A 21,169-nucleotide genomic window follows, 5' to 3' on the forward strand; every position below is an offset into this window, starting at 1 on the left:
AGGCGGAAAAATGCCCGCTTGGATAAACCTAGGCGCGGTGCCAGTCGGTCAGGCAAGCATCGAGGGAGGCGATGAGCGCATCCTTGTCCATGTGACGGCCGATGATGCACAGGCTCGTCATGCGGTCGCCCGTCTCGTCGTCCCAAATCTGCATGATCTCGGGGTTCTCGTCGATGATCTTCTGCTTCTCGCCCTCGGGCGCCGAGTCAACGAACAGGCCGTTCTCCATCAGGCGCATCTGGTGGCCGGCCTGCTCAAACATGTAGCACATGTCCGGATCGCCGGTCTGCCACAGCGGACCCTTGACGCGGATGACCTCGTCGGGCCACTCCTGCTCAACAAAATTGGTGAACTTCTGCAGGTCAAACGGCTTGCGGCGCGAGTACACAAAGGTCTCGATGTCGTACTCGAGCACCTCGGGGTCGTCGTGCTCCTCGGGATGCTCCATGGCCTCGATCCAGGCGGCGGAGTTGTAGGCGCGCATAAAGTCGAAGCGGTCGGTGTCGAGCAGCTCCTCCATGGGGACCTCGCCGTTTTGGGCCTCGACAATCACGGCGTCCTTCTGCAGGCTGCGCACGATGGCCTTGAGCTCGGCGATCTGCTCGGGCGTCACGGTATCGGTCTTGTTGAGGATCAGCGTGGAGCAGAATTCGATCTGCTGGATGAGCAGGCTTTCGATGTCGTCCTCGTCGATATCCTCGGCCAGCAGGTCGCGACCGCCGTTGAACTCGTCGTACATGCGGGCGCAGTCGACCACGGCCACGATGTTGTCGAGCGCGAGCTTGGGCTCGCCGCCCACCTTGGCCTCGTCGCAGAAGCTCGAGATGGTGTAGGCGATGGGGATAGGCTCGCAAATGCCCGATGCCTCGATGATGATGTAGTCGAAGTTGCCCGAATCGGCGATGCCCTGCAGCTGGTTGGCCAGGTCGTCCGAAAGCGTGCAGCAGATGCAGCCGTTGGTGAGCGGGATGAGGTCGTCGGTCTCGGAAAGGCCGCCGTCGGCGATAAGGCTGGCGTCGACATTGATCTCGCCGATATCGTTGACGATCACGGCGGCGCGGATGCCGCCGTCGTTAGCGAGGATGTGGTTGAGCAGCGTGGTCTTGCCGGCACCGAGGTATCCGGTAAGCATGATGATCTTCACGGGTTTGTTGGGCATGTGCCCTCCTTTGTTAGACATGGCTTACAGTTGAATCTTATGCCAAACGCCTGCTCTTATACCCACGCGCCGGCAAATAACACAAGCTACTCCCAGGATCCCCATACATCGGGGCAATAACCGACGGTGGCCTTTTTGCCGTTGCGCACGATGGGTTCGGCGAGAACCTGCTGGTTCTCGAGCAGCTTGTCAAAGCGCTGGCTGGGGGTGAGGTGCTGGATGAGTGCGAGCGTCTCCTCGTCCTTGGCTTTGGGGTTGAGCAGCTTGTCGATGCCGCCGACCGCCTGCATCACGCTCGTGAGCTCGCCCTTGCTCATCTCCTTTTCCTTAAGGTCGATAAACTGCACCTTAATGCGGCGCTCTTTAAAATAACGCTGTGCCTTCTTGGTGTCGAAGGACTTCTTGGTGCCAAAAATCTGCACGTTCATGTATTTGTTCCGCCGCTCTATCGAATGAAGTTGGTCGTTGCGCGATCTGCCTCGGGTGCGTTGATGCCGGCGGCCTGTCCGGCCTCGATGCAACGTAGGAGCCAGGCCATGTTTTTGCCGATGTTTCGCATGGTGGCAAGGCCCTCGGCGTCCCCATCGGCGTCGCCGGGCACACGGCCAAACACGTTGTTCCAGTAGGTGGAAGCAACCACGGGCATTTGCTTAATGGTGAAGTACTTGTTGAGCACATCGAAGGTGGTCGAGGTGCCGCCGCGACGGGCGACGGCGACCGCGGCGCCGGGTTTGTGCTCAAAGGCATGCCCGCCGGCATAGAAGGCGCGATCGAGGGCCGAAAGGATGCGTCCGCTGGGGTGCGCATAGTAGACGGGTGAGCCAAAGACAAAACCATCTGCCTGCTCGGCGGCAGCGATGAGCTCGTTCACCACGTCGTCGTCAAAGGTACAGCGACCGCCGAGCTTGCCGCACTGGCCGCAACCGATGCAATCGCGAATGGGCTTGGCGCCCAGCTGAAACACCTCGGTATCAACGCCTTCTGCATTAAGTTGCTCGGCGACCTCGGCGAGTGCGCGGGCGGTGTTGCCGTTTGCCTTGGGACTGCCATTGACCAAAAGAACCTTCATCACAAACTCCCTCTGCTGTCGGTGACTTCTGCGGAGGATTATCGCACGAGAGGGTAGATGGCATGGGGCGCGATGCGAAACGGCTTGTGTTTCACATCGCGCCCCATGACGCTAGTCCAGCTTGGTGCCTGGTACTTGCGGTGCCTCTTTAAGCAACGCTTTGAGCTCGTTCAAAATGGAAACGGGCTGTCGATCGACAGCGTCCAGATGAAGCGTGGCCACGCGAATGGGCGGCTGATATTCAAGCGAGCCGATGAGCACGGGAGAACCCAGGAATCGTTCGATTTCGTTTGCGAGCTCGTCGATTGCCTCGGGGCCGAGCTCATCGAAAAGCGCCACGAACATTGGTCCCGTCGAGCGGAACAGGCGACCCTTGCCGCGCGAACAATCCATGAGGCAGGCGGCGCTTTCGGCGAGCACGCGGTCGCCTGCATCGAATCCAAAGCGGGCATTGACTTCGGCGATATCGTCGACCTTAATGACAATAAAGCCTGCCTCGCGCGCCACGCGGCGCATTTCGCCAATGGCGTTGACCAGGGCGTGAATATCGCCCAGACCGGTTACGGAATCGGTCGTATCTGCCAGGCTTCGGTTGATGATAATGCCCACGTACATGTTAGGCTCGGTGTCGGTGCCGTCCAAGCGGTAGCCCGTGCAGTCGCAAAGCACGTATTTTCCGGTGGCATCCATTACGCGATACTGCATGTAGTGGAAGTGCCACGTGCCGTTTATCACCATGTCGAGCTCGGCGCGTACGTTGTCGCGGTCCTCGGGATGAACGCGGGCAAGCCACATATCGACCGAGTTAAAAGGGTGCTGGGAGGGCAGGTCAAAATCGCGCACGGCGTTGACCGACCATTGCGATTCTCCAGTATCGAGATTGAGGATAAACGGATAGCGCGTCTCGGAGCTCATGGAGATCGCTTGGAACACCCGGTCGTTGCAGGGAAGCTGGTCGACGATCGGGCGTTGCGGCGCGTCATTGTCTTTCGGCTGCTGTACGCGATGCATAAGCTTATAGCGATACATCTTGCGATCGGCATCCATCGTCATCTGGCGACGCGTGTCGCCGGCACGTGGATCGACGCGCGAGCAGCCAAAGCTAAAGCTGGCGATCATGGGCGCCTTGCCATCTGAGCTCGCCTCGATCAGCCCGGCACGTACCTGCTCCAAGCGCTGCTCGAGTTCAGTCTCGTTTGCGGAGAGCGAGATAAGCACAAACTCGTCTCCACCGATACGGAACAGCATCTCATCGTGCTCCATGGTTTCGGAGAGCGTGCGGCAGATGCTCAGAATATAGCGATTGCCTTCGGCGTGGCCAAACCTATCATTGCAATGCTTGAGATGGTCGATGTCAATATAGGCGCAGGTGAAAGGGTCGCCTTTGCGCCAGAGCTGCTCGACGTGACGGTCGAGTCCGCCGCGGTTGCCCAAGTTGGTGAGCGGGTCGATATAGGCGTTGCTCTCAAGCAGCCGGCGCTCTTGTTGCAGGATGGCATGCGTCTTTTGCAGTTGCTCGCCAACGGCGCGTAGCTCAGCAGGCAGCGCGGCAACATCGAGTTCGGCGGTCGAGATGCCATTCGCAAGTCGTTGGAGATAGGCAATAATCAATTGCTCACCCAGGCGATATGACTCGTTCATGATGGATAACCTCCTTGGGCGGAACAATGGTTTGTATCATATCCCCAATTCGGTTTGAATTGGGGATATAAGTTAGCTAATGGAGGCAAATTCCCCCTTCGGCGGTGGCGTTTTGCGCGCGAGCGTATCAGTTGTTATTGCCACCATCGAGCAATGCCTCAAAATCCTTCGCCGGCATGGGGCGGTAGTAGAGGAAGCCCTGAGCGTAGCGGGCGCCCATTTGTCGTAGCATGTTCGCCTGCTCATTTGTCTCGACGCCTTCGACCTCGACGGGTAGATGGAGCGACTGCGCCATTTCGAGCATCGATGAAATGATTTGCGTGCTGCGGCCTTGATCGCGGTCGGTGGGTACAAAGGTGCGGTCGAGCTTGATGACGTCGACGTTGACGTTCTTGAGCATCGCGAGCGTGGACTGGCCGGTGCCAAAATCGTCCATGTAGGTCGAGAAGCCGCGGGTGTGCAGGTCGGCTGTCAGCTTGTCCACGGCCTCGGGGTCTCCCGTATAAGCCGTCTCGGTGATCTCAATGCGCATGAGCTCGGGCGGTAGCTTGTATTGGGCGGCAAGCGCCCCCATATGTTCGGCAACGTCGCAGGCAAGGATATCCACGCGCGACACATTAAGCGAGACCGGAACCACACGAAGCCCTCGATCGATGCGCTCGCGCAGCCACGAGGCGACACCCTGCCAAATGTACTTGTCGAGCGTCACCACAAAGCCGCTTTCCTCGAGTGCGGGGATAAACGTTGCGGGCGAAATGAGAGAGCCGTCCTTGTCAATCCAGCGGGTGAGTGCTTCGGCGCCAATAATCTCACCGGTTTCCATATCGACCTGGGGCTGCAAGTGGTAGGTAATACGACCATCTGAGAGCGCGTACTGGAATTCGGTCAGCGTGCGGTGGAACGCGACTTCGCGCTCGTACTCCGCGGGGCAGAAAATGGCAATGCGCTCCTTAAAGTCGTTTTTTGCGCGCCGATTGGTAAACATGGCCTTCGCCTGCGCATCGATGGTGATCTCCTCATTGGAGTCGATGGGGTAAACGCCCATGGACGGCCAAAAACCTACGCCGTCGTTGTGCTTGGCTACAGCCTCGCGAACGCGGTTGTAGATTTGATGGACGGTGATGTGCTTAAAAGGGATGAGTACGCAAAAGTCATCTTGGCCCCAGTACCCTGCGACGCCCATATCGGCATTCTCGATGTCCTTGAGGACCGTGCCCACATCGGCGAGTACGCGGTCGCCCTCGGCCTGGCCGTGCCATTCATTAAACAGGCGCATGTGGCCCATGTCGACCGTGGCGATGCACCAGGTGCCGTCGCGCCTTGCCTCGAGAAATGCGTTGGCGCGCCGCATAAACTCGCTGGGTCGATAGAGGCCCGTGAGCATATCGATGCGTTCGGCGATTGCGCTTTTGCGTTCGACCTCGGGTATAGGGAGGCTGTCGTTGGGGACAAGCCCGCCAGCTGTGCGAAGGCGACGATCGAGTTCGCCCAAAACAGTCGATGCTTGGGAGTCCAGGCGTTCGTAAAAGGTTGGGACGACAAGACAGACGGGAGCAATGGTGTCGCCTGCGATTTGCACAGGAGCGAAAACGGCCTCTTTAAGGTGGCGGGTCAGTTGCTCGAATGCCTCGTGGTCCAAATCATTGCTGAGCACGACAAACTGGACGCTTCGTGAACGGTAGACCCGGCTCCTGCCGCGGGTGATCGACAGCATGCGGCCCGCGTATTCGGCAAGCATGCTGTCGACAGCCTCGGCCCCGTAGAGCTCGTTGAGCTTTGTCGTGCCACGAACGCGCACCGCTATAAGCCCTGTCTTGCAACGGTCGAGGCGGCAGGTATCGATGGCATTGACCAGCATGCGCTGCGTTCCGAGGCCTGTGGCGGCGTCGACGGTTTCGGCAAGTGAGTGGTTGACGAGCTCGCCGACATAGAGCGAGGGGACATTTCCGTCGCCGTCGATACGAAACCCGCGAGCACGGCAAAGGACGTAGTCGCCGACGGCGTTGCGCACACGATACTGCATGACGCGACGGTGCTTGGTACCGTTGTAGACTTGGTCGATGTCGTTGACGAAGGCCTCAAGGTCGTCGGGATGGACGCGCGTTTTCCAGTAATCGCGACAGTTGTCTATGTGCTCTGAGGGAAGGCCAAGATCGCGCAAGGCACCTTGTGACCAAAGGGTGCGATGTTTGTACAAGTTCTCGATAAAGAAATAACGACCTTCGTTGAGCATCGAAAAGGCGTCGAAAATACGATCGCTTATTTCGAAGTCGTCGGCGTGGACTTGCGTGATATTACGTCGATCGAGGTGCACGGCATGACGTAGCTTGTAGTCGTACATGCGATGGTCGGCATCGAGTGTCATACGGTTGGTGGCTTCGCCCAGGGCGGGGTCGGCATGCGACACTCCATAGCTAAACGAGTGGGGCATCTCGGAATCGTTGTTTTTGAGCAGGATCGTTCGGCAGTGTTCCAGACGTTCGGCGAGGTCGTCCTCGGTTGCAATCGTAGACAGGATGGCAAACTCGTCGCCGCCTATGCGAAACGCCGCTTCGCCCACCTTCATATACAGCTTAAGATAGAGACTTACCTGCAAGATATAGCGGTTGCCCTCGTCATGCCCAAAGACGTCGTTGCAGTGCTTGAGATTGTCGATATCGATGAACGCCATGGTAACGGGGGCGTCCTGCTCCCAGAGCTCCTCGAGGGAACGGGCAAAGCCGCCACGGTTGCCAAGCCCGGTAAGCTGGTCGGTAAAGGCAGTCCTGATCAGATCCTCCTGCCGTTCGAGAAGGTCGCGGACGGTCTTTTCGAGCGTTTCGGTGTAATTGCTGACAGTATCCATGTCGTAAGCGGCTTTCTGAGGTCGGGCGAATTGCGTCGGGCGAGCTCGTTGTGCACACGCGTTGTTGTTCGGCGCTTTGCGTGTATCCAGGCCCCCGCCTCGCTGCGTTGTTGGGTTACTTTGCCGGCTAATGTTCGCTGTTGATTACTGCTGAGTAGTATAAACAACAGTGCAGAATTATATATGGGTGCACATGCTGCGGGCGGCTATTATTCGACAAACGGTAGCGCGACGATGCGATGTCCGATAAAAATGCGACTGGGGTGGTATATGTTGACGGGTATACTTGTTCCGGTTTTAAACGCAGGAACGGAGATGGTCGCATGGCACAGCCGGATACGAAGCGCACGGTGGGGCTTGCGCTCGAGGGAGGCGGCTACCGCGGTATGTATACGGCGGGCGTGCTCGACGTTTGGATGGAGCACGGTTTGACCTGCGACCATATGGTGGGCGTTTCGGCGGGCGCGGCGTTTGGCTACAACTTTAAATCGCGGCAGATTGGGCGCGCCATTCGCTACAACAAGGCCTATTGTGCCGACAAGCGCTATGCGAGCGTGACAAGCTGGCTGCGAACCGGTGACATGTTCAATGCCGATTTTGCCTATCACGAGGTGCCCATTGAGCGCGATCCCATCGACTTGGAGGCGTATCGCGCCTGTCCCATGCGATTTACGTGCGTGTGTACCGATATCGAGACGGGCAAGGCTGTCTATCACGATTTGCCGTATGGCGACGAGCGCGATATCGAGTGGATCCGGGCGTCGTCTGCTATTCCTGTGGCGACGCGTCCCGTTGCTATTGACGGGCATAAGTATCTGGATGGTGGCGTGGCTGATTCTATCCCCAGCGCATGGCTGTTTGCGCAGGGGTATGACCGCAATATCGTGGTGCTCACGCAGCCGGCGGGCTTTGTGAAGCAGCCCAACAGTGTGATGTCCATGCTGCGGCGTGTGTTCCGTCACTATCCGGAGTTTGTCGCAGCGCTTGAGCATCGGCATGAGGTCTACAATGCCACGCTCGATGACCTGGCACGTCGCGAGGCTGCCGGCGAGGTCTTTGTGGTGCGGCCGAGCGAATCGGTGAAGGTGCCGTCGCTGTGCCGCGAACCGGATGAGCTCGAGCGCATCTACCAGGTCGGCCGCCACGATGCGGAGGCGACTTTGCCGGCGTTGGAAGCGTATCTGGCGGGGTAAGGTTCGCATACGGAAAGCGCATCCCGGAATGGACGTTCGAACCGGGATGCGCTTTCCGCTATTGAAGATATGAGGTTGCGAATCAGCTGCTCGGCCTATGCCTGCTGCCAGGTGTCGACAAGTTCCTTGGCTGCGGCGTGGGGGTCGTCGGCACTGCAGACGGCGCTCACCACAAAGAAGCCGTCGACGCCGGTTGCCTTAAGCTGCGGCAAGTCGGCCGTCTTAACGCCGCCGCCCACCACGATGGGCACGGGGCTTGCCATGTGGAGTGCGGCCAGGTCCTCAAAGCTCTTGGTGATGATAGAGCCATCGGCTGCGCGTCCGCAGTCGCGCTTGGTCTCGGTCTCGTGGAGCGGGCCGATGCCCAGGTAGTCGACTAGGCTCATGTCGGCGGTCTTGACGTACTCGAGCATCTCCTCGCAACGGGCGGAAAGGCCCACGATGGCGTCAGGGCCCAGCAGCTTGCGACAGACCTCGACGGGAATGTCGCTCTGACCCACGTGCACGCCGTCGACGGCAATACCCTGCTCGCGCGCGGCAAGCACACAGTCCAGACGGTCGTCGATCAGCAGGGCGACCTGACCGGTCTTGCCAGCCTGTGCGATTGCCTGCGCGGCGTCGCCGGTCAGCGCAATGATCTCGCGGGCGCTTGCCACCTTGGAGCGCACCTGGATGCAGGTAAAGCCGGCGTCGAGTGCCTGGGCCATCACATCGCCCACGGGGCGTCCGAGCGTATTTTCGGGGCCGAGCACCAGATAGGCCGAGATATCAAGGTTGTCGCGGATGCTCATCGTGCTTCCTCCTGCTTTTTGATCTGCGCTTCCATGCGCTCGAGCTTGCCGGTCATGGTGTCGGTAAATCCGGGTCGAATATCGGCTTTGAGCACGACTTCGGTGCGGATGCCCTTGCTCGCCAACACAAAGGTTGCGTCACGCACGACCTGCATGACCTCGTCCCAGTCGCCCTCGATCTCGGTGAACATCGAGGTGGTGCGGCTGAGAAGGCCGCTCTCGCGAATGACGCGCACGACCTCGGCGACCTCGGCGGACAGCTCATCGCCGGTGCCGCACGGGGCGATGGCCACGGCGACGAGTGTGTTCATTCCGGTAGCAGTTGCGGGCTCGGACATGGCCTATGCCTCCTCGAGGTCGAGCTGGTTGTTGGCGATGTCCTGGGCGGTTGCGCGGTAGAGCTCGTCGATAAAGGCGACCTTAAAGCTTGCCGGGGCGTCGGCGACAGCGGCGGCACGCGTGCCGGCAACGTTGTAGACCGCGGTGCCGCAGATGGCTGCCGTAAACGGGTCGGCGGCGCAGGCATACACGGCCAGCACGCCGCCCTGCGAGCAGCCGCAACCGGTGATCTTGGACATGAGCGGGCTGCCGCCGTGGGACTTGGCCACGGTTGTGCCGTCGGTAATCAGGTCGACTTCGCCCGAGACCACAACGGCGCCGCCGGTGTAGCGGGCGAGCGCCACGGCGGCATCGCGGGCAGCATCTACCGTGTCGGTGGTATCGACACCGCGCACGCGGCTCAGATCGGCCGCCTCGCCCTCAAGACCCCACAGACCGGCGAGCGCGATGATCTCGGAGGCGTTGCCGCGCACGATGGCGGGCTTGTACTGCTTGAGTTCGTTTACCAACTGGGTGCGCAGGCTACCGATGCCCAGGCCCACCGGATCGAGCACCCAGGGCTTGCCGGCGTCGTGTGCCGCCTTGGCCGCGCGGGGAATCGTCTGCTCGTAGATGGGGAAGAGCGTACCCATATTGAGATAGATGGCACCGCCGCCGGCAACGAGTGCCTCGCCCTCGTCGGGCAGATAGACCATGGCGGCCGATCCGCCCACGGCGAGCTGTGCGTTGGCGACAAAGTCAATCGTCACCGTGTTGGTGATGGAGCCGGCCATCGGATTGGTGGTGCGAATCTCCTCCACGGCCTTGACCATATGTTGCTTAAGCTGTTCCGAATCAATCACTGCACATGCCTCCTTGGCATAGAAAAGGGGCGCTGTGCATAGACAGCGCCCCTGTAAAGGCGGCATGCTCCCTACGCCAGCATTAACTGACAGGTTCAAAGGATTGGGCCCCATGCCCTCTCAGCCTTGTGGTTTGCACCGCCGGCACTCCCGCATCGAATCTGTTGTTCCCTATACTAGCGCACCTGCCAAAAAGGGACAGGTTTATTTTGGCAGGTAACAACTGGGACTTTGCGTTTTCCCAGATGAAACCTGCCGAAATAAACCTGTCCCTTTTTGGCAGGTCGGTACAATAGATGGGATTAAGAATGACCGAGGGGACTCTATGATTAAACTTGTGCTGACCGATATGGACGATACGCTGATTCCAGCCGGGCATGACGGCGCCAGCGACTACGCCATTGAGGGTATTCATGCCATGCAGGCGGCGGGTCTGCACTTTGGGCCGGTTTCGGGTCGTCAGCCGTCCGCGATGGGCTGGATGTTCAAAAACCGTTCCGAGTGTTTTTCGACCGGTGCGTTCTGTAACGGCCAGGTGATGTTTGTCGACGGCGAAGTAGTCGCTTCGCGCGCAATCGACAACGATGCTCTGATGCGTTTGGCTGACTATCTGGAGCAAGAGACCGACGATACATTTCTAAAAGTCTACAGCCTGGGCGATGACTTTTGGGGCAACGATGCCTATTGCGTGACGAGCAATCCCGAGCGTGTGCGTCGCGCTATGGGGTCGGGCGGCAATGCGTGGCTCAAAGGCGAAGAGGCCCCGTGTCGTCCCGTCGTCGATGGCGCGCCGGTGTTTAAGGCGAATATCTGGAGTGCCCGTTCGCGTGAGGAGCTCGCGGAGCTACGCGAGCGCGTTGCCGTTGAGGTGCCGGAACTCTCGCTTGTGTTTCCCAACAACCGAGTGCGCCTGTTCGACATCCTTCCGGATGGTTGGGACAAGGGCTGCGCTGCGCTGGAGCTGGCGCGCGCCTTGAGCCTGACGCCCGACGAGGTGGCCGTATTTGGCGATTCCGATAACGATCTGCCCATGATCGATGCCGTTCCCAACTCCGTTGCAGTCGCCAATGCTAACGAGGCCGTCACGGCTGCCGCGCGCTGGCATATCGGCGCCGCGGTGGATGATGCGGTCGCCGGAGTCCTGCATCAGATTGCCGCCTGCGCCGCGACGGGGGAGATGCCGCCGTTTATGCGCCTGCCGGGTACTGCCGACGCGAATCTCACTAACAGCTAAGGAGACAGCCATGAAGCTCCAGCAGCTCAGATATGTCGTCAAAGTTGCCGAATGCGGCAGCATTACCGAGGCCTCGCGCCGGCTCTTTGTGTCGCAGCCTTCGATTACCGCGTCGATTCGCGATCTCGAAAACGAGATGGGTGTGCACATCTTTGAGCGTACCAACAAGGGCGTCATTGTGTCCGAGGAAGGTGAGACCTTCTTGGGCTACGCGCGCCAGGTACTCGACCAGGCCGACCTGCTCGAGGGCAAGTACAAGGGCGCATCCGAGCAGGTGCCGCACTTTAGTGTGAGCTGCCAGCATTATTCCTTTGCCGTCAACGCGTTTGTCGACGTGATCCGCGAGTTCGATGCCGCGCGTTACGACTTCACCCTGCGCGAGGAGCAGACTCACGAGATTATCGAGGATGTCGCGCATATGAAAAGCGAACTGGGCATCCTGTACTTATCCGAGCATAACCGCGAGGTCATCGAGCGCATGCTGGTGGCCAACGAGCTCGTGTTCGAAGGACTCTTCTGCGCCACGCCGCATGTCTTCGTCTGCGCCGACCATCCGCTGGCGGACCGCTCCAGCGTGACGCTCGAGGATCTGGAAGACTACCCGTTCCTGTCCTACGAGCAGGGCAGCTACAACTCGTTTTACTATTCCGAGGAGCTGACCTCGACGTTCGAGCGTCGCAAAAATATCCGCGTGCGCGACCGTGCGACGTTGTTCAATTTGGCCATGGGCCTCAACGGCTACACGGTATGCTCGGGCGTGATCAGCCACGAGCTCAACGGCCCCGGCATTATCTCGATTCCGCTCGACGTGGACGAGTACATGGAGATTGGCATCATCACGCGCAAGAACACGACGCTTACGCGCTACGGTCGGGCCTATATCGACGCGATTCGTCAGCATATCTAGGCTGCTGTGCTCCGCACGGTTCAAGTCTCTTTATGACAGTCCAGACTGATATAGGAAACATCTATATCAAACTGTTATAAACGTATATTTTACGATGGTCATATGAGCGCTCATACTCTGTCCCAGTAAAGCAACCAATGCAAAGGGAGATATCTATGAGCACTTCGATTCAACCGAACGCGCCGTTTCGCGCCGATATCGTCGGCAGCTTTCTTCGTCCGCAGGCTGTAAAGGACGCCCGTGCCGCCTATGTCGCGGGTAAACTCGACGCTTCCGGCCTTAAGGCCGTCGAGGACGATGCCATTCGCGATTTGGTGGCCAAGCAGAAGGCCGCCGGCCTGCAGGTGATCACCGATGGCGAGTTCCGCCGCAGCTACTGGCACCTCGATTTTATGTGGGGCCTTAACGGCATTGAGCGCCGCACCTCACGCACGGGTTATATGTTCCATGATGAGGAGACGACGGCCGACACCGCCGTGGTTACTGGTCCCATTAGCGGCGAGAACCACCCGTTCGTCGAGCATTTTAAGTTCGTCAAGGCGCTTGAGGGGGAGGGCCAGGTCGCACGCCAGACCATTCCGGCGCCGATCCAGACGTTCTCTGAGGTCACGCTCGATCGCTGCGACGGCCAGCAGGAGAGCCTGCGCGCTGTCTATAAGACCGATGAGGAACTTGCCGACGCCATTGCGGCCGCTTATCGCACGGTGATCGCCGACCTGTACGCAGCAGGCTGCCGCAACATCCAATTTGATGACTGCACCTGGGGCATCTATTGCGATACCGACTTTGTGTCCAAGACCGGCATGAGCCCGGTTGACCTGCAAAAGGTGAGCGAGCTGGGCGTGGCGCTCAACAATGCCGCCATCGCGGGCAAGCCCGACGATCTGGTTATCAACACGCACGTGTGCCGCGGCAACTATCACTCCACGTATGCCTTCGAGGGTGGTTACGATCCCATTGCGCCGTACCTGTTCGCACATGAGAACGTTGACGCGTTCTACCTTGAGTTCGATACGCCACGCGCCGGTGGCTTTGAGCCGCTCAAGTACGTTGCTCCCGGCAAGAAGGTCGTGCTGGGTCTGGTGACCACCAAGGCGGCTGAGCTTGAGGACGAGGACGTTATCGTCGAACGTATCCACGAGGCCGCAAAGTATGTGCCGCTCGAGAACCTGTACCTGTCGCCCCAGTGCGGCTTTGCCAGCTGCGAGATTGGCAACAAGCTGACCGAGGACGAACAGTGGGCAAAGATCGCGCTGGTCAAGCGCATTGCCGAGCGCGTTTGGAAGTAACGCTACCGCTTGCAGGTGACGGCGCGCGCGAGACATGACGTATCACGTACAATGGTCCGGATCGTATCGTTCGGGCAGGTTATCCGATATGCCTGATCGCCCTTCCATCATGAAAGGACTTCCATGTCCCAATCCTCGACGCCCGTCGTCACCGATGCCATCTACGATGCATCATCGCTCGGCCGCCCGCGCATGTTCGTGTTGGGTTTGCAACACATGTTTGCGATGTTCGGAGCCACGGTGCTCGTGCCCGTGCTCACCGGCCTTTCCGTTTCGGCGACGCTTCTGTTCGCCGGCATCGGCACGCTGCTGTTTCATTTTCTATCGCGTGGTAAGGTGCCCGCGTTTCTGGGCTCGTCGTTTGCCTTTATCGCGGGTTATGCCGCCATTGCACCCAACGGCGAGGCCGAGCTTTTGCCCTACGCTTGCCTGGGCGTTGCCTGCGCCGGCCTGCTCTATCCGGTGCTGGCGGCGCTGTTCCGCGCATTTGGCGCCAAACGTGTCATGCGCTTCTTTCCGCCGGTGGTGACCGGCCCCATCGTCATTTCCATCGGCCTGATCCTAGCGAGCTCTGCCATTGCCAACTGTCAGACCAACTGGCTTGTCGCCGTTATCGCTGTGGCCGTGATCATCATCTGCAACATCTGGGGCCGCGGCATGGTCAAGATCGTGCCGATTCTGCTGGGCGTGGTGGTGAGCTATGCCGTTGCGGCTGCGTTGGGTGAGGTCGACTTCTCTGGCGTCGCAGCTGCCCCCTGGGTTGGCTTGCCCGTCGTGTGGGACAACACCGTGTTTGCGCTCTTTGGACCGCAGTTCGATAGCGGTCTTGCCACGACGGCCATCATCACCATCATGCCGCTGGCCTTTGCAACTATGATCGAGCATATCGGCGATATCTCCGCCATTGGCTCTACCTGCGAACGCAATTACATTGCCGATCCCGGTCTGCACCGTACCTTGCTCGGCGATGGCCTGGCGACCATCTTGGCATCGCTTTTTGGCGCCCCCGCCAATACGACGTATGGCGAGAACACCGGCGTGCTTGCCCTGACGCGCGTGTTCGACCCGCGCGTGATTCGCATTGCCGCCTGCTGCGCCATCGTGCTTTCGTTCTGCCCCAAGTTTGCTGCTGTGATCGCTGCTATGCCGGCGTGTGTAATCGGCGGCGTGTCGCTCGTGCTCTACGGCATGATCAGTGCCGTGGGCGTTCGCAACCTTATCGAGAATCAGGTTGATTTCCAGAACAACCGCAATGTGCTGGTTGCGGCTTTGGTGCTCGTGCTTTCGCTCGGCATTGCCTACAGTACCGCCGGTGCCATCGTGCTGGAGCTGGGCGGCGTGACGATTTCGCTTTCGGGCCTTGCCGTGGGCTCGCTGGTGGGCATTGTGCTCAACGCCATCCTGCCCGGTAATGACTTTGAGTTCGATACTTCCGAGCTTGAGGAGACTGCCGAATAGTAGCTGCGTTCAGCCAAATTAAAAATGGCGTCCATGCGTATGTACGCGTGGACGCCATTTTTAATGCGTCAGTATCCAGTGGATGCCGCGCGCCATGCGCAGGTCAGTTTGGGCAAAGTGATTGCCGGGGTTGAGCTCCAGCGTTGTTGGAATGTCACGCTCGATAAGCAGCTCTTCCATCGCGTGCGTATCGTCGAGTACGTGCCGCATCATGCGGTTGGGCGTCTTGGTTTCCTTTTTACCGAGCGACAGATAGGCGGCGTCGGGCGTAGCCGTCATCGTGCGCTCGCGCGCGTAGTCGATAAAGCCGGGGAACCATAACGACCCCGATGCACTCGCTGCGCGCTCAAAGACATCTGTTTGCCAAAGTGCCCACAGTGCAAAAAGACCCGCCAACGAGTAGCCGGCAACGCCGCGCCAGGCGGGCGGTTGCGGGAGCGATGATTCGGCCTGGGGGATTATCTGCTTCAACAACTCGTCAAGAAAACCAGCAGCCTGTCCACCAAAGGGCTCGGCATCTCGTATAGTTCCCTCACATTCCCAGGGGCTCAGCTCGCGATTCCAATCGAGCCCTCCAATGGCGACAAGGGTGAACGGCGGGCAATCGAGCTCTCGGCAGCGCTCGTAGACTTCACTACCGTCGCCCATAACCACGGGGAGGTAGATGACGGGCGCGCCTTCCGCACACTCTGAATAAACGGTTATCTGCTTATGATGCGCTTCCAAGGCAGGCTTCTCTCGGTGTTGTGATATTGACAGCCTTAATTGTCGCACGCTGACACGGGGGCAGACGCTAAAAGAAAGGCGCGGAGCCGCTCGATGCGATTCCGCGCCTTGTTGTTTTGCTTTAGCAGACTATGCCGTTACGCCACGAAGAAGTAGACAAGGAAGGCAAGGGCCGCGATCCACATGAGCGGCTTGATCTTGGAGGCCTCGCCCTTAAAGAGCGCGACGATCACGTAGGCGATAAAGCCCAGGCCGATGCCGGCAGAGATGGAGTAGGTGAAGGGCACGCCGGCGACAATCATGAACGCCGGGAAACCCTGCGACACGTCGGACCAGTCGATCTCGGAGGCCTCGCTCATCATGAGGTAGCCGACGTAGACCAGAGCACCGCAGGTGGCGGCGCTGGAAACGATGGTGACGATGGGGGAGAAGAACGCGGCGAGAATGAACAGCACGCCGGTGGTGACGGAGGTGAGGCCCGTGCGGCCACCGTCGGCGGCGCCGGAAGTGGACTCGACGAAGGTGGTGATGGAGGAGACACCCATGAAACCGCCCACAGCAGCGGCGGCGGAGTCGACGATCAGGATCTCCTTGATATTCTCGACGTTGCCGTCGTCGGTGAGGAACTCGCCCTGCTTGGCCACGGCCATCGCGGTGCCCATGGTGTCGAAGAAGTCACTCATGAGCAGCGAGAACGAGATGACGAGGAGCGCGGGGTCGGTAAGGACCTTGACGATGGCGGGCACGCCGCCGGCGTCGGCGATGGGGCCACCGATGCTCGAGAAGTCGAGCGGGGCGATGATACCGGTCGGAGCCTGGGTCACACCTAGGGGGATACCGGCGATGACGGCGACGACGATGCCGATGAGCAGCGAGCCGGGGACGTTGCGGCAGGCGAGGGCGACCGTCACCAGGATGGAGATGATGCCGACGATGAAGGTGGGGGAGGTGATGTCGCCCAGACCGACGAGTGTACCGGCGCCAGCGGTGATAATGCCGGCATCGCACAGGCCAATCATGGCGATGAACAGGCCCAGACCCACCGAGATGGCGTGACGCAGGACAACCGGGATGGCGTCCATGATGGCCTCGCGCAGGCCACAAAGCACGAGCAGCAAGATGACGATACCCTCGAGGAAGATGACGCTCATGGCCACGTGCCAGTCACCGCCGCAGACGGTGGTGGTGATTCCGGCGATCATCGCGTTGACGCCTAAGCCCGACGCGCAGGCGAGCGGGCGGTTGGCGAAGATGCCCATGCAGATGGTCATGATGCCGGCGCCCAGGCAGGTGGCGCAGGCGAGCGCTCCCGCATCGATGCCAGCGCCCGAGAGCACCGCGGGGTTGACGGCGATGATGTAGGCCATCGCCAGGAATGTTGTCAGTCCAGCGCGGAGTTCGGTCCCGATTGTGGACTTGCGCTCACTGACGTGAAAAAGTTCGTCCATGCATACCCTTTCCTTGTTCGGCCCCGAGTTTAGGCCGATTGACACGAACTCAACTACTATATCGCCTTTGAAAGGTTGATGTTCCTCGCATGTTGATGTTCGGCGCTTTGTAGCAGACGGACGGTATTTTTCGCATGAAAATGTGTGGGTACCGTATACTTAAGCAGTTACAACGACCCCTATGGAGGAACGTATGATTAAAGAGCTCTGCCACGACGAGGCTATTCTGTCCCAGCGTTGCGAGGTCGCGACCGTCGAGGACGAGTCGGTGGCACAGGACCTGATCGATACCATCAAGTCGCTCGACGATGCCGGCTGCCTTGCCGCCAACCAGATCGGCGTCACCAAGAAGGTCTGCGTCTATCTGGACGACGCCGGCGAGCCCCATGTGCTGTACAACCCCCGTCTGGTGTTTGGCCTGGGTGCCAGCAAGATGGAGGAGAGCTGCCTGACGCACGAGGAGGTCACCAAGTCCACGCGCTATATCAAGTGCAAGGTTGCCTTTGACCAGATTGTCGACGGCAAGATGAAGGAGTGCCGCCGCGACTACGCGGGCTTTGAGGCACAGATGATCCAGCATATGATCGATCACTGTCTTGGAAAGTTGGTCTAAGGGGACCAAAGCACCGCACCTTGCCGCTCAATCGTCGCTCGCGTACCTTAAGTACGCTTCGCTCCTCTTTCGTGGCAATCTGCGGCACTTTGACCCCTTAGACGACCTGCGGGGTTAACTTGGTTGAGTTTATCCTGTTTGAATAGTCCGGGCATGACATTGTTGTCATGTCCGGGCTTTTGTGTTTAGCGCCTTTTTGTTTGGAGACAATGAAATTAGCAAGAACGTAAAGCTAGGAGGCGCTATGTGTACGAGTATTCGATTTACCGATAATTCTGGCCACATGTATCTGGGCCGCAATCTCGACTGGAGCTTTGACTACGGCCAACAGGTTCGCGTGATGCCGCGCGGGTTTCACATTCCGTATTCGTTTATCGACGACGCGACAGCGGCGCACGCGGTGATCGGTATGTGCATCGATTACAAGAACTACCCTATGTTCTTCGATTGCGGCAACGATGCGGGCCTCGCCGTGGCGGGTCTCAATTTCCCGGGTTATGCCGAGTATGCCGAGGGCCCTGTCGACGGCAAGACCAATATCGCGGCCTATGAGTTTCCCCTGTGGGTGGCAGCGACGTTCTCGACGGTCGATGAGGTCGAGGCCGCGCTGCGCGACACGGTGATTGTCGCCAAATCTGCCGGAGAGGGGCTGGGCGTGTCACTGCTCCATTGGATTATCGGCGACAGCCAGCGCAGCATCGTGGTCGAGATGATGACTGACGGCCTGCATGTATACGACGATCCGGTCGACACCCTTGCCAATCAGCCGACCTTCCCGTGGCATATGGAAAACCTACGCACCTATATCACCGCCACAAGCGATTTTCCGCAGACGGCGACATGGCGTGGCGCCGAGCTCAAGCCCTATGGAGCCGGTGCCGGCATGCGCGGCATTCCGGGCGATTGCTATTCGCCGAGCCGTTTTGTAAAGGCGGCGTACCTCAATGCCAATTACCCGCAAAAGGAGAGCGAGACCGAAAACGTCGTTCGCATGTTCCGCTCGCTCGAGGGCGTGGTGATGATCGAGGGAGCGTCCAGGATGGGCGATGGCAAGTTCGAGAAGACTATCTACACCGGATGCTTTAGCGCGCGCACGGGCAATTATTACTACGCGATGTATGGGGATCCGTCGATTCGCTACGTGAGCCTGATGGATGCCGAGGGCGCGAGCCCCGATAGACTCGTGGTTCCCGAGCCGCGTCGTTCGTAGCCGATAGCTTTACCGCAATGCAAAGCGGCCCTGCATCTCCCGTGAGGTGCAGGGCCGCTGTCGTTGATTTGTGACGTCGCTAGAAGTTGGCGTCGTTGAGTTGTTCGTTCTCGAGGCCGTCGAGCTGTTGCTGTTCGGGCGTATCGGCGACGCTCTCGAGCAACTCGGTGGGATCGACGTTCATGTCCTTACCGGCTTCGTTGCCGTTGACCAAGTCGTCCGAGAAGATGTCGACTTCCATTTCCTCGGCCTCTTCGATCTGAACCTCGAGCGGCACCTGGGTGCGCACGAGCTTAACGGCCGGGCGCATGCGGGCAAACAGCGGCACGTACTCGATGATGATGGCCGAGTTCTCGAGACCGTACCAGCGTGCCGGGCTTCCGCAGGCGCGGCGGACGGCGTACTTGATGGCCATCACGCGGTGGTCATTGCGGTTGATGTCCGTTTCGGGGGCAAGCATCTTGCGCAGCATGCAAAAGCGGAAGTCACCCACGTTGCCGCGTGTCTCGTAGATGGAGTAGGTGTGATGTTGCGGCGGCAGCTCGCCCGATGCCATCAAGTCGCCGACGATCTGACGCAGATAAGCGTTGACGCGCTGGTTGACTTTAAAGCCCAGGTCCAGGCGAACGCGGAAGAGGAAGTCCGTGCCAAAGGTCTCGACGGAATACTCGTGCGTATAGGGTTCGTCGGTAACGTGCACGTTAATGAACCAATATGCCTTGGCGCGCTTGGGATGCTTATCCAGGATGGAATAGAGCACGTCGCGGTCGAGCGTGAGCGGGTCGGGGCTGTTGGTGAGAAATACCAGATTGTCGGCGAGCACGGGATAGGTCTCGTCGTTGCGCAGGCGGTTGAGCTGATCGATGTACTTGGAGACGGGCAACAGAATCGTCTGCGTGCGCTCGATGGCGGTGCCACGGCGCCACACGTACATAAGGCCAAACAGCAGTGCGGCCAGGAAGATCATCACATAGCCGCCGTCAAAGAACATGGTGAGGCACGAGGCAAAGAAGCACAGCTCAATGGCACCGAAGAGCAGGGCGAAGACGCAGGCGCCCAGCTTGTGCTTGAGAATGCCAGCGATATAGCTCGTCAAAAGCGTCGTGGTCATGAGCATGGTCACGGTAATGGCGAGGCCGTAGGCGCTCTCCATGCGCTCGGAGTTTTGGAACAGCAGCACGATGAAGATGCAGCCGACCCACATGATGTTGTTGACGAGCGGAATATAGAGCTGGCCCTTGGTGTCGCTGGGGTAGTGGATGCGCAGATGCGGCATAAGGTTGAGGCGCGTGGCCTCGGATACCAGCGAGAACGAGCCGGTGATGAGCGCCTGCGAGGCGATGATGGCCGCTACGGCCGAAAGCACGATGGCAAAGGGGCGCAGGGGCTCGGGAAGCATCATATAAAACGGGTTGACGATATCCATCGCGAGCATCTGGGGGTTGGAATTATTGGCGAGCAGCCAAGCTCCCTGACCCAGATAGTTGAGGATAAGGGCCGCCTTAACAAACGGCCAGGATGCATAGATGTTGGCCTTGCCAACGTGGCCCATGTCCGAGTAGAGGGCCTCGGCGCCGGTCGTCGACAGGAAGACAAAGCCGAGCACCATGATGCCCGAGTGGTTGATGGGCGAGAACAGGAACATGATGCCGCGGATGGGGTTGAGCGCGCGCAGGATGGACAGGTTGCCGAGCATGTTGAACAGGCCGGCGCCTGCCAGGAACAGGAACCACAACGTCATGAGCGGGCCGAACAGCTTGCCGATCGACGAGGTACCGGCGCGCTGCATGGCAAATTGGCCGCAGATAATGATGATGGTGATGATGATGACGTTGGTCTGGCCGTCGCCAAGCAGCGCGTGGCCCCACTCGATGGTACGCAGGCCCTCGATGGCTGTGGTGACCGTGACCGCGGGAGTGAGGATGCCGTCGGCGAGCAGCGCCGCGCCGCCGATCATGGCAGGTAGGATCAGCCATGGTGCCACTTTTCGCACCAGGCTAAACAGGGCGAAGATGCCGCCTTCGTTGTGGTTGTCGGCCTTCATGGCGATTACCACGTACTTGACCGTGGTCACGAGTGTCATGGTCCAGATGACGAGCGAAAGCGCGCCCAGGATCATGTCCTCGCTGACGGTACCGATGCCGCCGTTGTTGGCGACGATTGATTTCATGGTGTACATGGGGCTCGTGCCGATGTCGCCATAGACGACGCCGAGCGTTACAAGCAGCATGCCAGCGGAGAGGGGGATGGCTCCGTGCCCGCCTTGACCACGCTGGTCTTGGGGGCTTGCCTCCAGTTTGTTGTGTGCCACGTGGACTCCCTTAGACATCCGGTTATCTGTTTAGGACAGATAATCTTTATGCCGTCTTTATACATACAAGAGCAGTTTGGCACATCAGGTTATT

At 59.4% G+C, this 21,169-nt stretch carries 18 protein-coding genes and 1 riboswitch; of the genes, 7 read left to right on the top strand and 11 right to left on the bottom strand.

Translation table 11 applies throughout. The features are described from left to right. Positions 1 to 28 precede the first annotated feature (28 nt). The 5 genes from LK493_RS04030 to LK493_RS04050 form a co-directional block, all read right to left on the bottom strand. On the bottom strand, positions 29 to 1,159 hold the full coding sequence (locus LK493_RS04030; protein WP_138341106.1) for a GTP-binding protein: 1,131 nt from the start codon (positions 1,157 to 1,159) through the stop codon (positions 29 to 31). A gap of 86 nt (positions 1,160 to 1,245) precedes the next feature. Next, entirely contained in the window at positions 1,246 to 1,587 is a 342-nt protein-coding gene (locus LK493_RS04035; RefSeq protein WP_227790211.1) for an arsenate reductase family protein, read from the bottom strand. A gap of 17 nt (positions 1,588 to 1,604) precedes the next feature. Beyond that, the gene (locus LK493_RS04040) at positions 1,605 to 2,228 is read right to left on the bottom strand and encodes a flavodoxin family protein (RefSeq protein ID WP_227790212.1); all 624 of its coding nucleotides are present in this window, start codon (positions 2,226 to 2,228) and stop codon (positions 1,605 to 1,607) included. A 111-nt stretch (positions 2,229 to 2,339) separates the two neighbouring features. After that, the gene (locus LK493_RS04045) at positions 2,340 to 3,869 is read right to left on the bottom strand and encodes a diguanylate cyclase domain-containing protein (protein ID WP_227790213.1); all 1,530 of its coding nucleotides are present in this window, start codon (positions 3,867 to 3,869) and stop codon (positions 2,340 to 2,342) included. Between the two features lie 127 nt (positions 3,870 to 3,996). Beyond that, complete coding sequence (locus LK493_RS04050; RefSeq protein WP_227790214.1) at positions 3,997 to 6,714, bottom strand: bifunctional diguanylate cyclase/phosphodiesterase; 2,718 nt, start codon at positions 6,712 to 6,714, stop codon at positions 3,997 to 3,999. Positions 6,715 to 7,037: 323 nt separating this feature from the next. Here LK493_RS04050 and LK493_RS04055 point away from each other — a divergent pair, with 323 nt between their 5' ends. Then, positions 7,038 to 7,907, top strand: coding sequence for a patatin-like phospholipase family protein (locus tag LK493_RS04055; RefSeq protein ID WP_227790215.1), 870 nt, complete (start codon positions 7,038 to 7,040; stop codon positions 7,905 to 7,907). A gap of 95 nt (positions 7,908 to 8,002) precedes the next feature. On the opposite strand, the gene LK493_RS04060 is transcribed toward LK493_RS04055, so the two are convergent. From LK493_RS04060 to thiM, 3 genes are read right to left on the bottom strand one after another with little or no spacing between them, the layout of a single operon-like run. Further along, on the bottom strand, positions 8,003 to 8,698 hold the full coding sequence (locus LK493_RS04060; protein WP_227790216.1) for a thiamine phosphate synthase: 696 nt from the start codon (positions 8,696 to 8,698) through the stop codon (positions 8,003 to 8,005). After that, positions 8,695 to 9,036, bottom strand: a complete 342-nt coding sequence (locus LK493_RS04065; protein WP_227790217.1) for a thiamine-binding protein — start codon at positions 9,034 to 9,036, stop codon at positions 8,695 to 8,697. The genes LK493_RS04060 and LK493_RS04065 overlap by 4 nt, the downstream gene beginning before the upstream one ends. Before the next feature lie 3 nt (positions 9,037 to 9,039). Further along, complete coding sequence (gene thiM, locus LK493_RS04070) at positions 9,040 to 9,879, bottom strand: hydroxyethylthiazole kinase (protein ID WP_227790218.1); 840 nt, start codon at positions 9,877 to 9,879, stop codon at positions 9,040 to 9,042. 51 nt (positions 9,880 to 9,930) lie between these two features. Further along, a riboswitch (TPP riboswitch) is annotated at positions 9,931 to 10,041 on the bottom strand. 163 nt (positions 10,042 to 10,204) lie between these two features. Here thiM and LK493_RS04075 point away from each other — a divergent pair. The 4 genes from LK493_RS04075 to LK493_RS04090 all read left to right on the top strand — a co-directional run bounded on the left by LK493_RS04075 (position 10,205) and on the right by LK493_RS04090 (position 14,767). Further along, positions 10,205 to 11,113 (top strand): HAD-IIB family hydrolase, encoded by a 909-nt coding sequence (locus LK493_RS04075; RefSeq protein WP_227790219.1) that lies wholly within the window; start codon positions 10,205 to 10,207, stop codon positions 11,111 to 11,113. A 10-nt stretch (positions 11,114 to 11,123) separates the two neighbouring features. Continuing rightward, a complete protein-coding gene (locus tag LK493_RS04080) occupies positions 11,124 to 12,020 on the top strand; it encodes a LysR family transcriptional regulator (protein WP_055286633.1) in 897 nt (298 codons plus the stop codon). A 155-nt stretch (positions 12,021 to 12,175) separates the two neighbouring features. Next, complete coding sequence (locus tag LK493_RS04085; protein ID WP_227790220.1) at positions 12,176 to 13,309, top strand: 5-methyltetrahydropteroyltriglutamate--homocysteine S-methyltransferase; 1,134 nt, start codon at positions 12,176 to 12,178, stop codon at positions 13,307 to 13,309. Positions 13,310 to 13,432: 123 nt separating this feature from the next. Further along, complete coding sequence (locus LK493_RS04090) at positions 13,433 to 14,767, top strand: uracil-xanthine permease family protein (RefSeq protein WP_227790221.1); 1,335 nt, start codon at positions 13,433 to 13,435, stop codon at positions 14,765 to 14,767. Positions 14,768 to 14,827: 60 nt separating this feature from the next. On the opposite strand, the gene LK493_RS04095 is transcribed toward LK493_RS04090, so the two are convergent. Both LK493_RS04095 and LK493_RS04100 read right to left on the bottom strand, forming a co-directional pair. Next, the gene (locus LK493_RS04095) at positions 14,828 to 15,493 is read right to left on the bottom strand and encodes an alpha/beta hydrolase (RefSeq protein WP_195443823.1); all 666 of its coding nucleotides are present in this window, start codon (positions 15,491 to 15,493) and stop codon (positions 14,828 to 14,830) included. Positions 15,494 to 15,630: 137 nt separating this feature from the next. Beyond that, positions 15,631 to 16,941: an NCS2 family permease gene (locus LK493_RS04100; protein WP_227790222.1), complete on the bottom strand. Its 1,311-nt coding sequence runs from the start codon at positions 16,939 to 16,941 to the stop codon at positions 15,631 to 15,633. 193 nt (positions 16,942 to 17,134) lie between these two features. Between LK493_RS04100 and LK493_RS04105 the strand changes: the two genes are divergently transcribed. Next, positions 17,135 to 17,554 (top strand): peptide deformylase, encoded by a 420-nt coding sequence (locus LK493_RS04105; protein WP_035137017.1) that lies wholly within the window; start codon positions 17,135 to 17,137, stop codon positions 17,552 to 17,554. Between the two features lie 244 nt (positions 17,555 to 17,798). Continuing rightward, positions 17,799 to 18,764 (top strand): choloylglycine hydrolase, encoded by a 966-nt coding sequence (bsh, locus tag LK493_RS04110; RefSeq protein WP_227790223.1) that lies wholly within the window; start codon positions 17,799 to 17,801, stop codon positions 18,762 to 18,764. 79 nt (positions 18,765 to 18,843) lie between these two features. On the opposite strand, the gene LK493_RS04115 is transcribed toward bsh, so the two are convergent. Next, the gene (locus LK493_RS04115; RefSeq protein ID WP_321573267.1) at positions 18,844 to 21,093 is read right to left on the bottom strand and encodes a KUP/HAK/KT family potassium transporter; all 2,250 of its coding nucleotides are present in this window, start codon (positions 21,091 to 21,093) and stop codon (positions 18,844 to 18,846) included. Positions 21,094 to 21,169: the final 76 nt, after the last annotated feature.

The organism is Collinsella aerofaciens (genome assembly GCF_020709435.1).
Lineage (GTDB): Bacteria > Actinomycetota > Coriobacteriia > Coriobacteriales > Coriobacteriaceae > Collinsella > Collinsella aerofaciens_AU.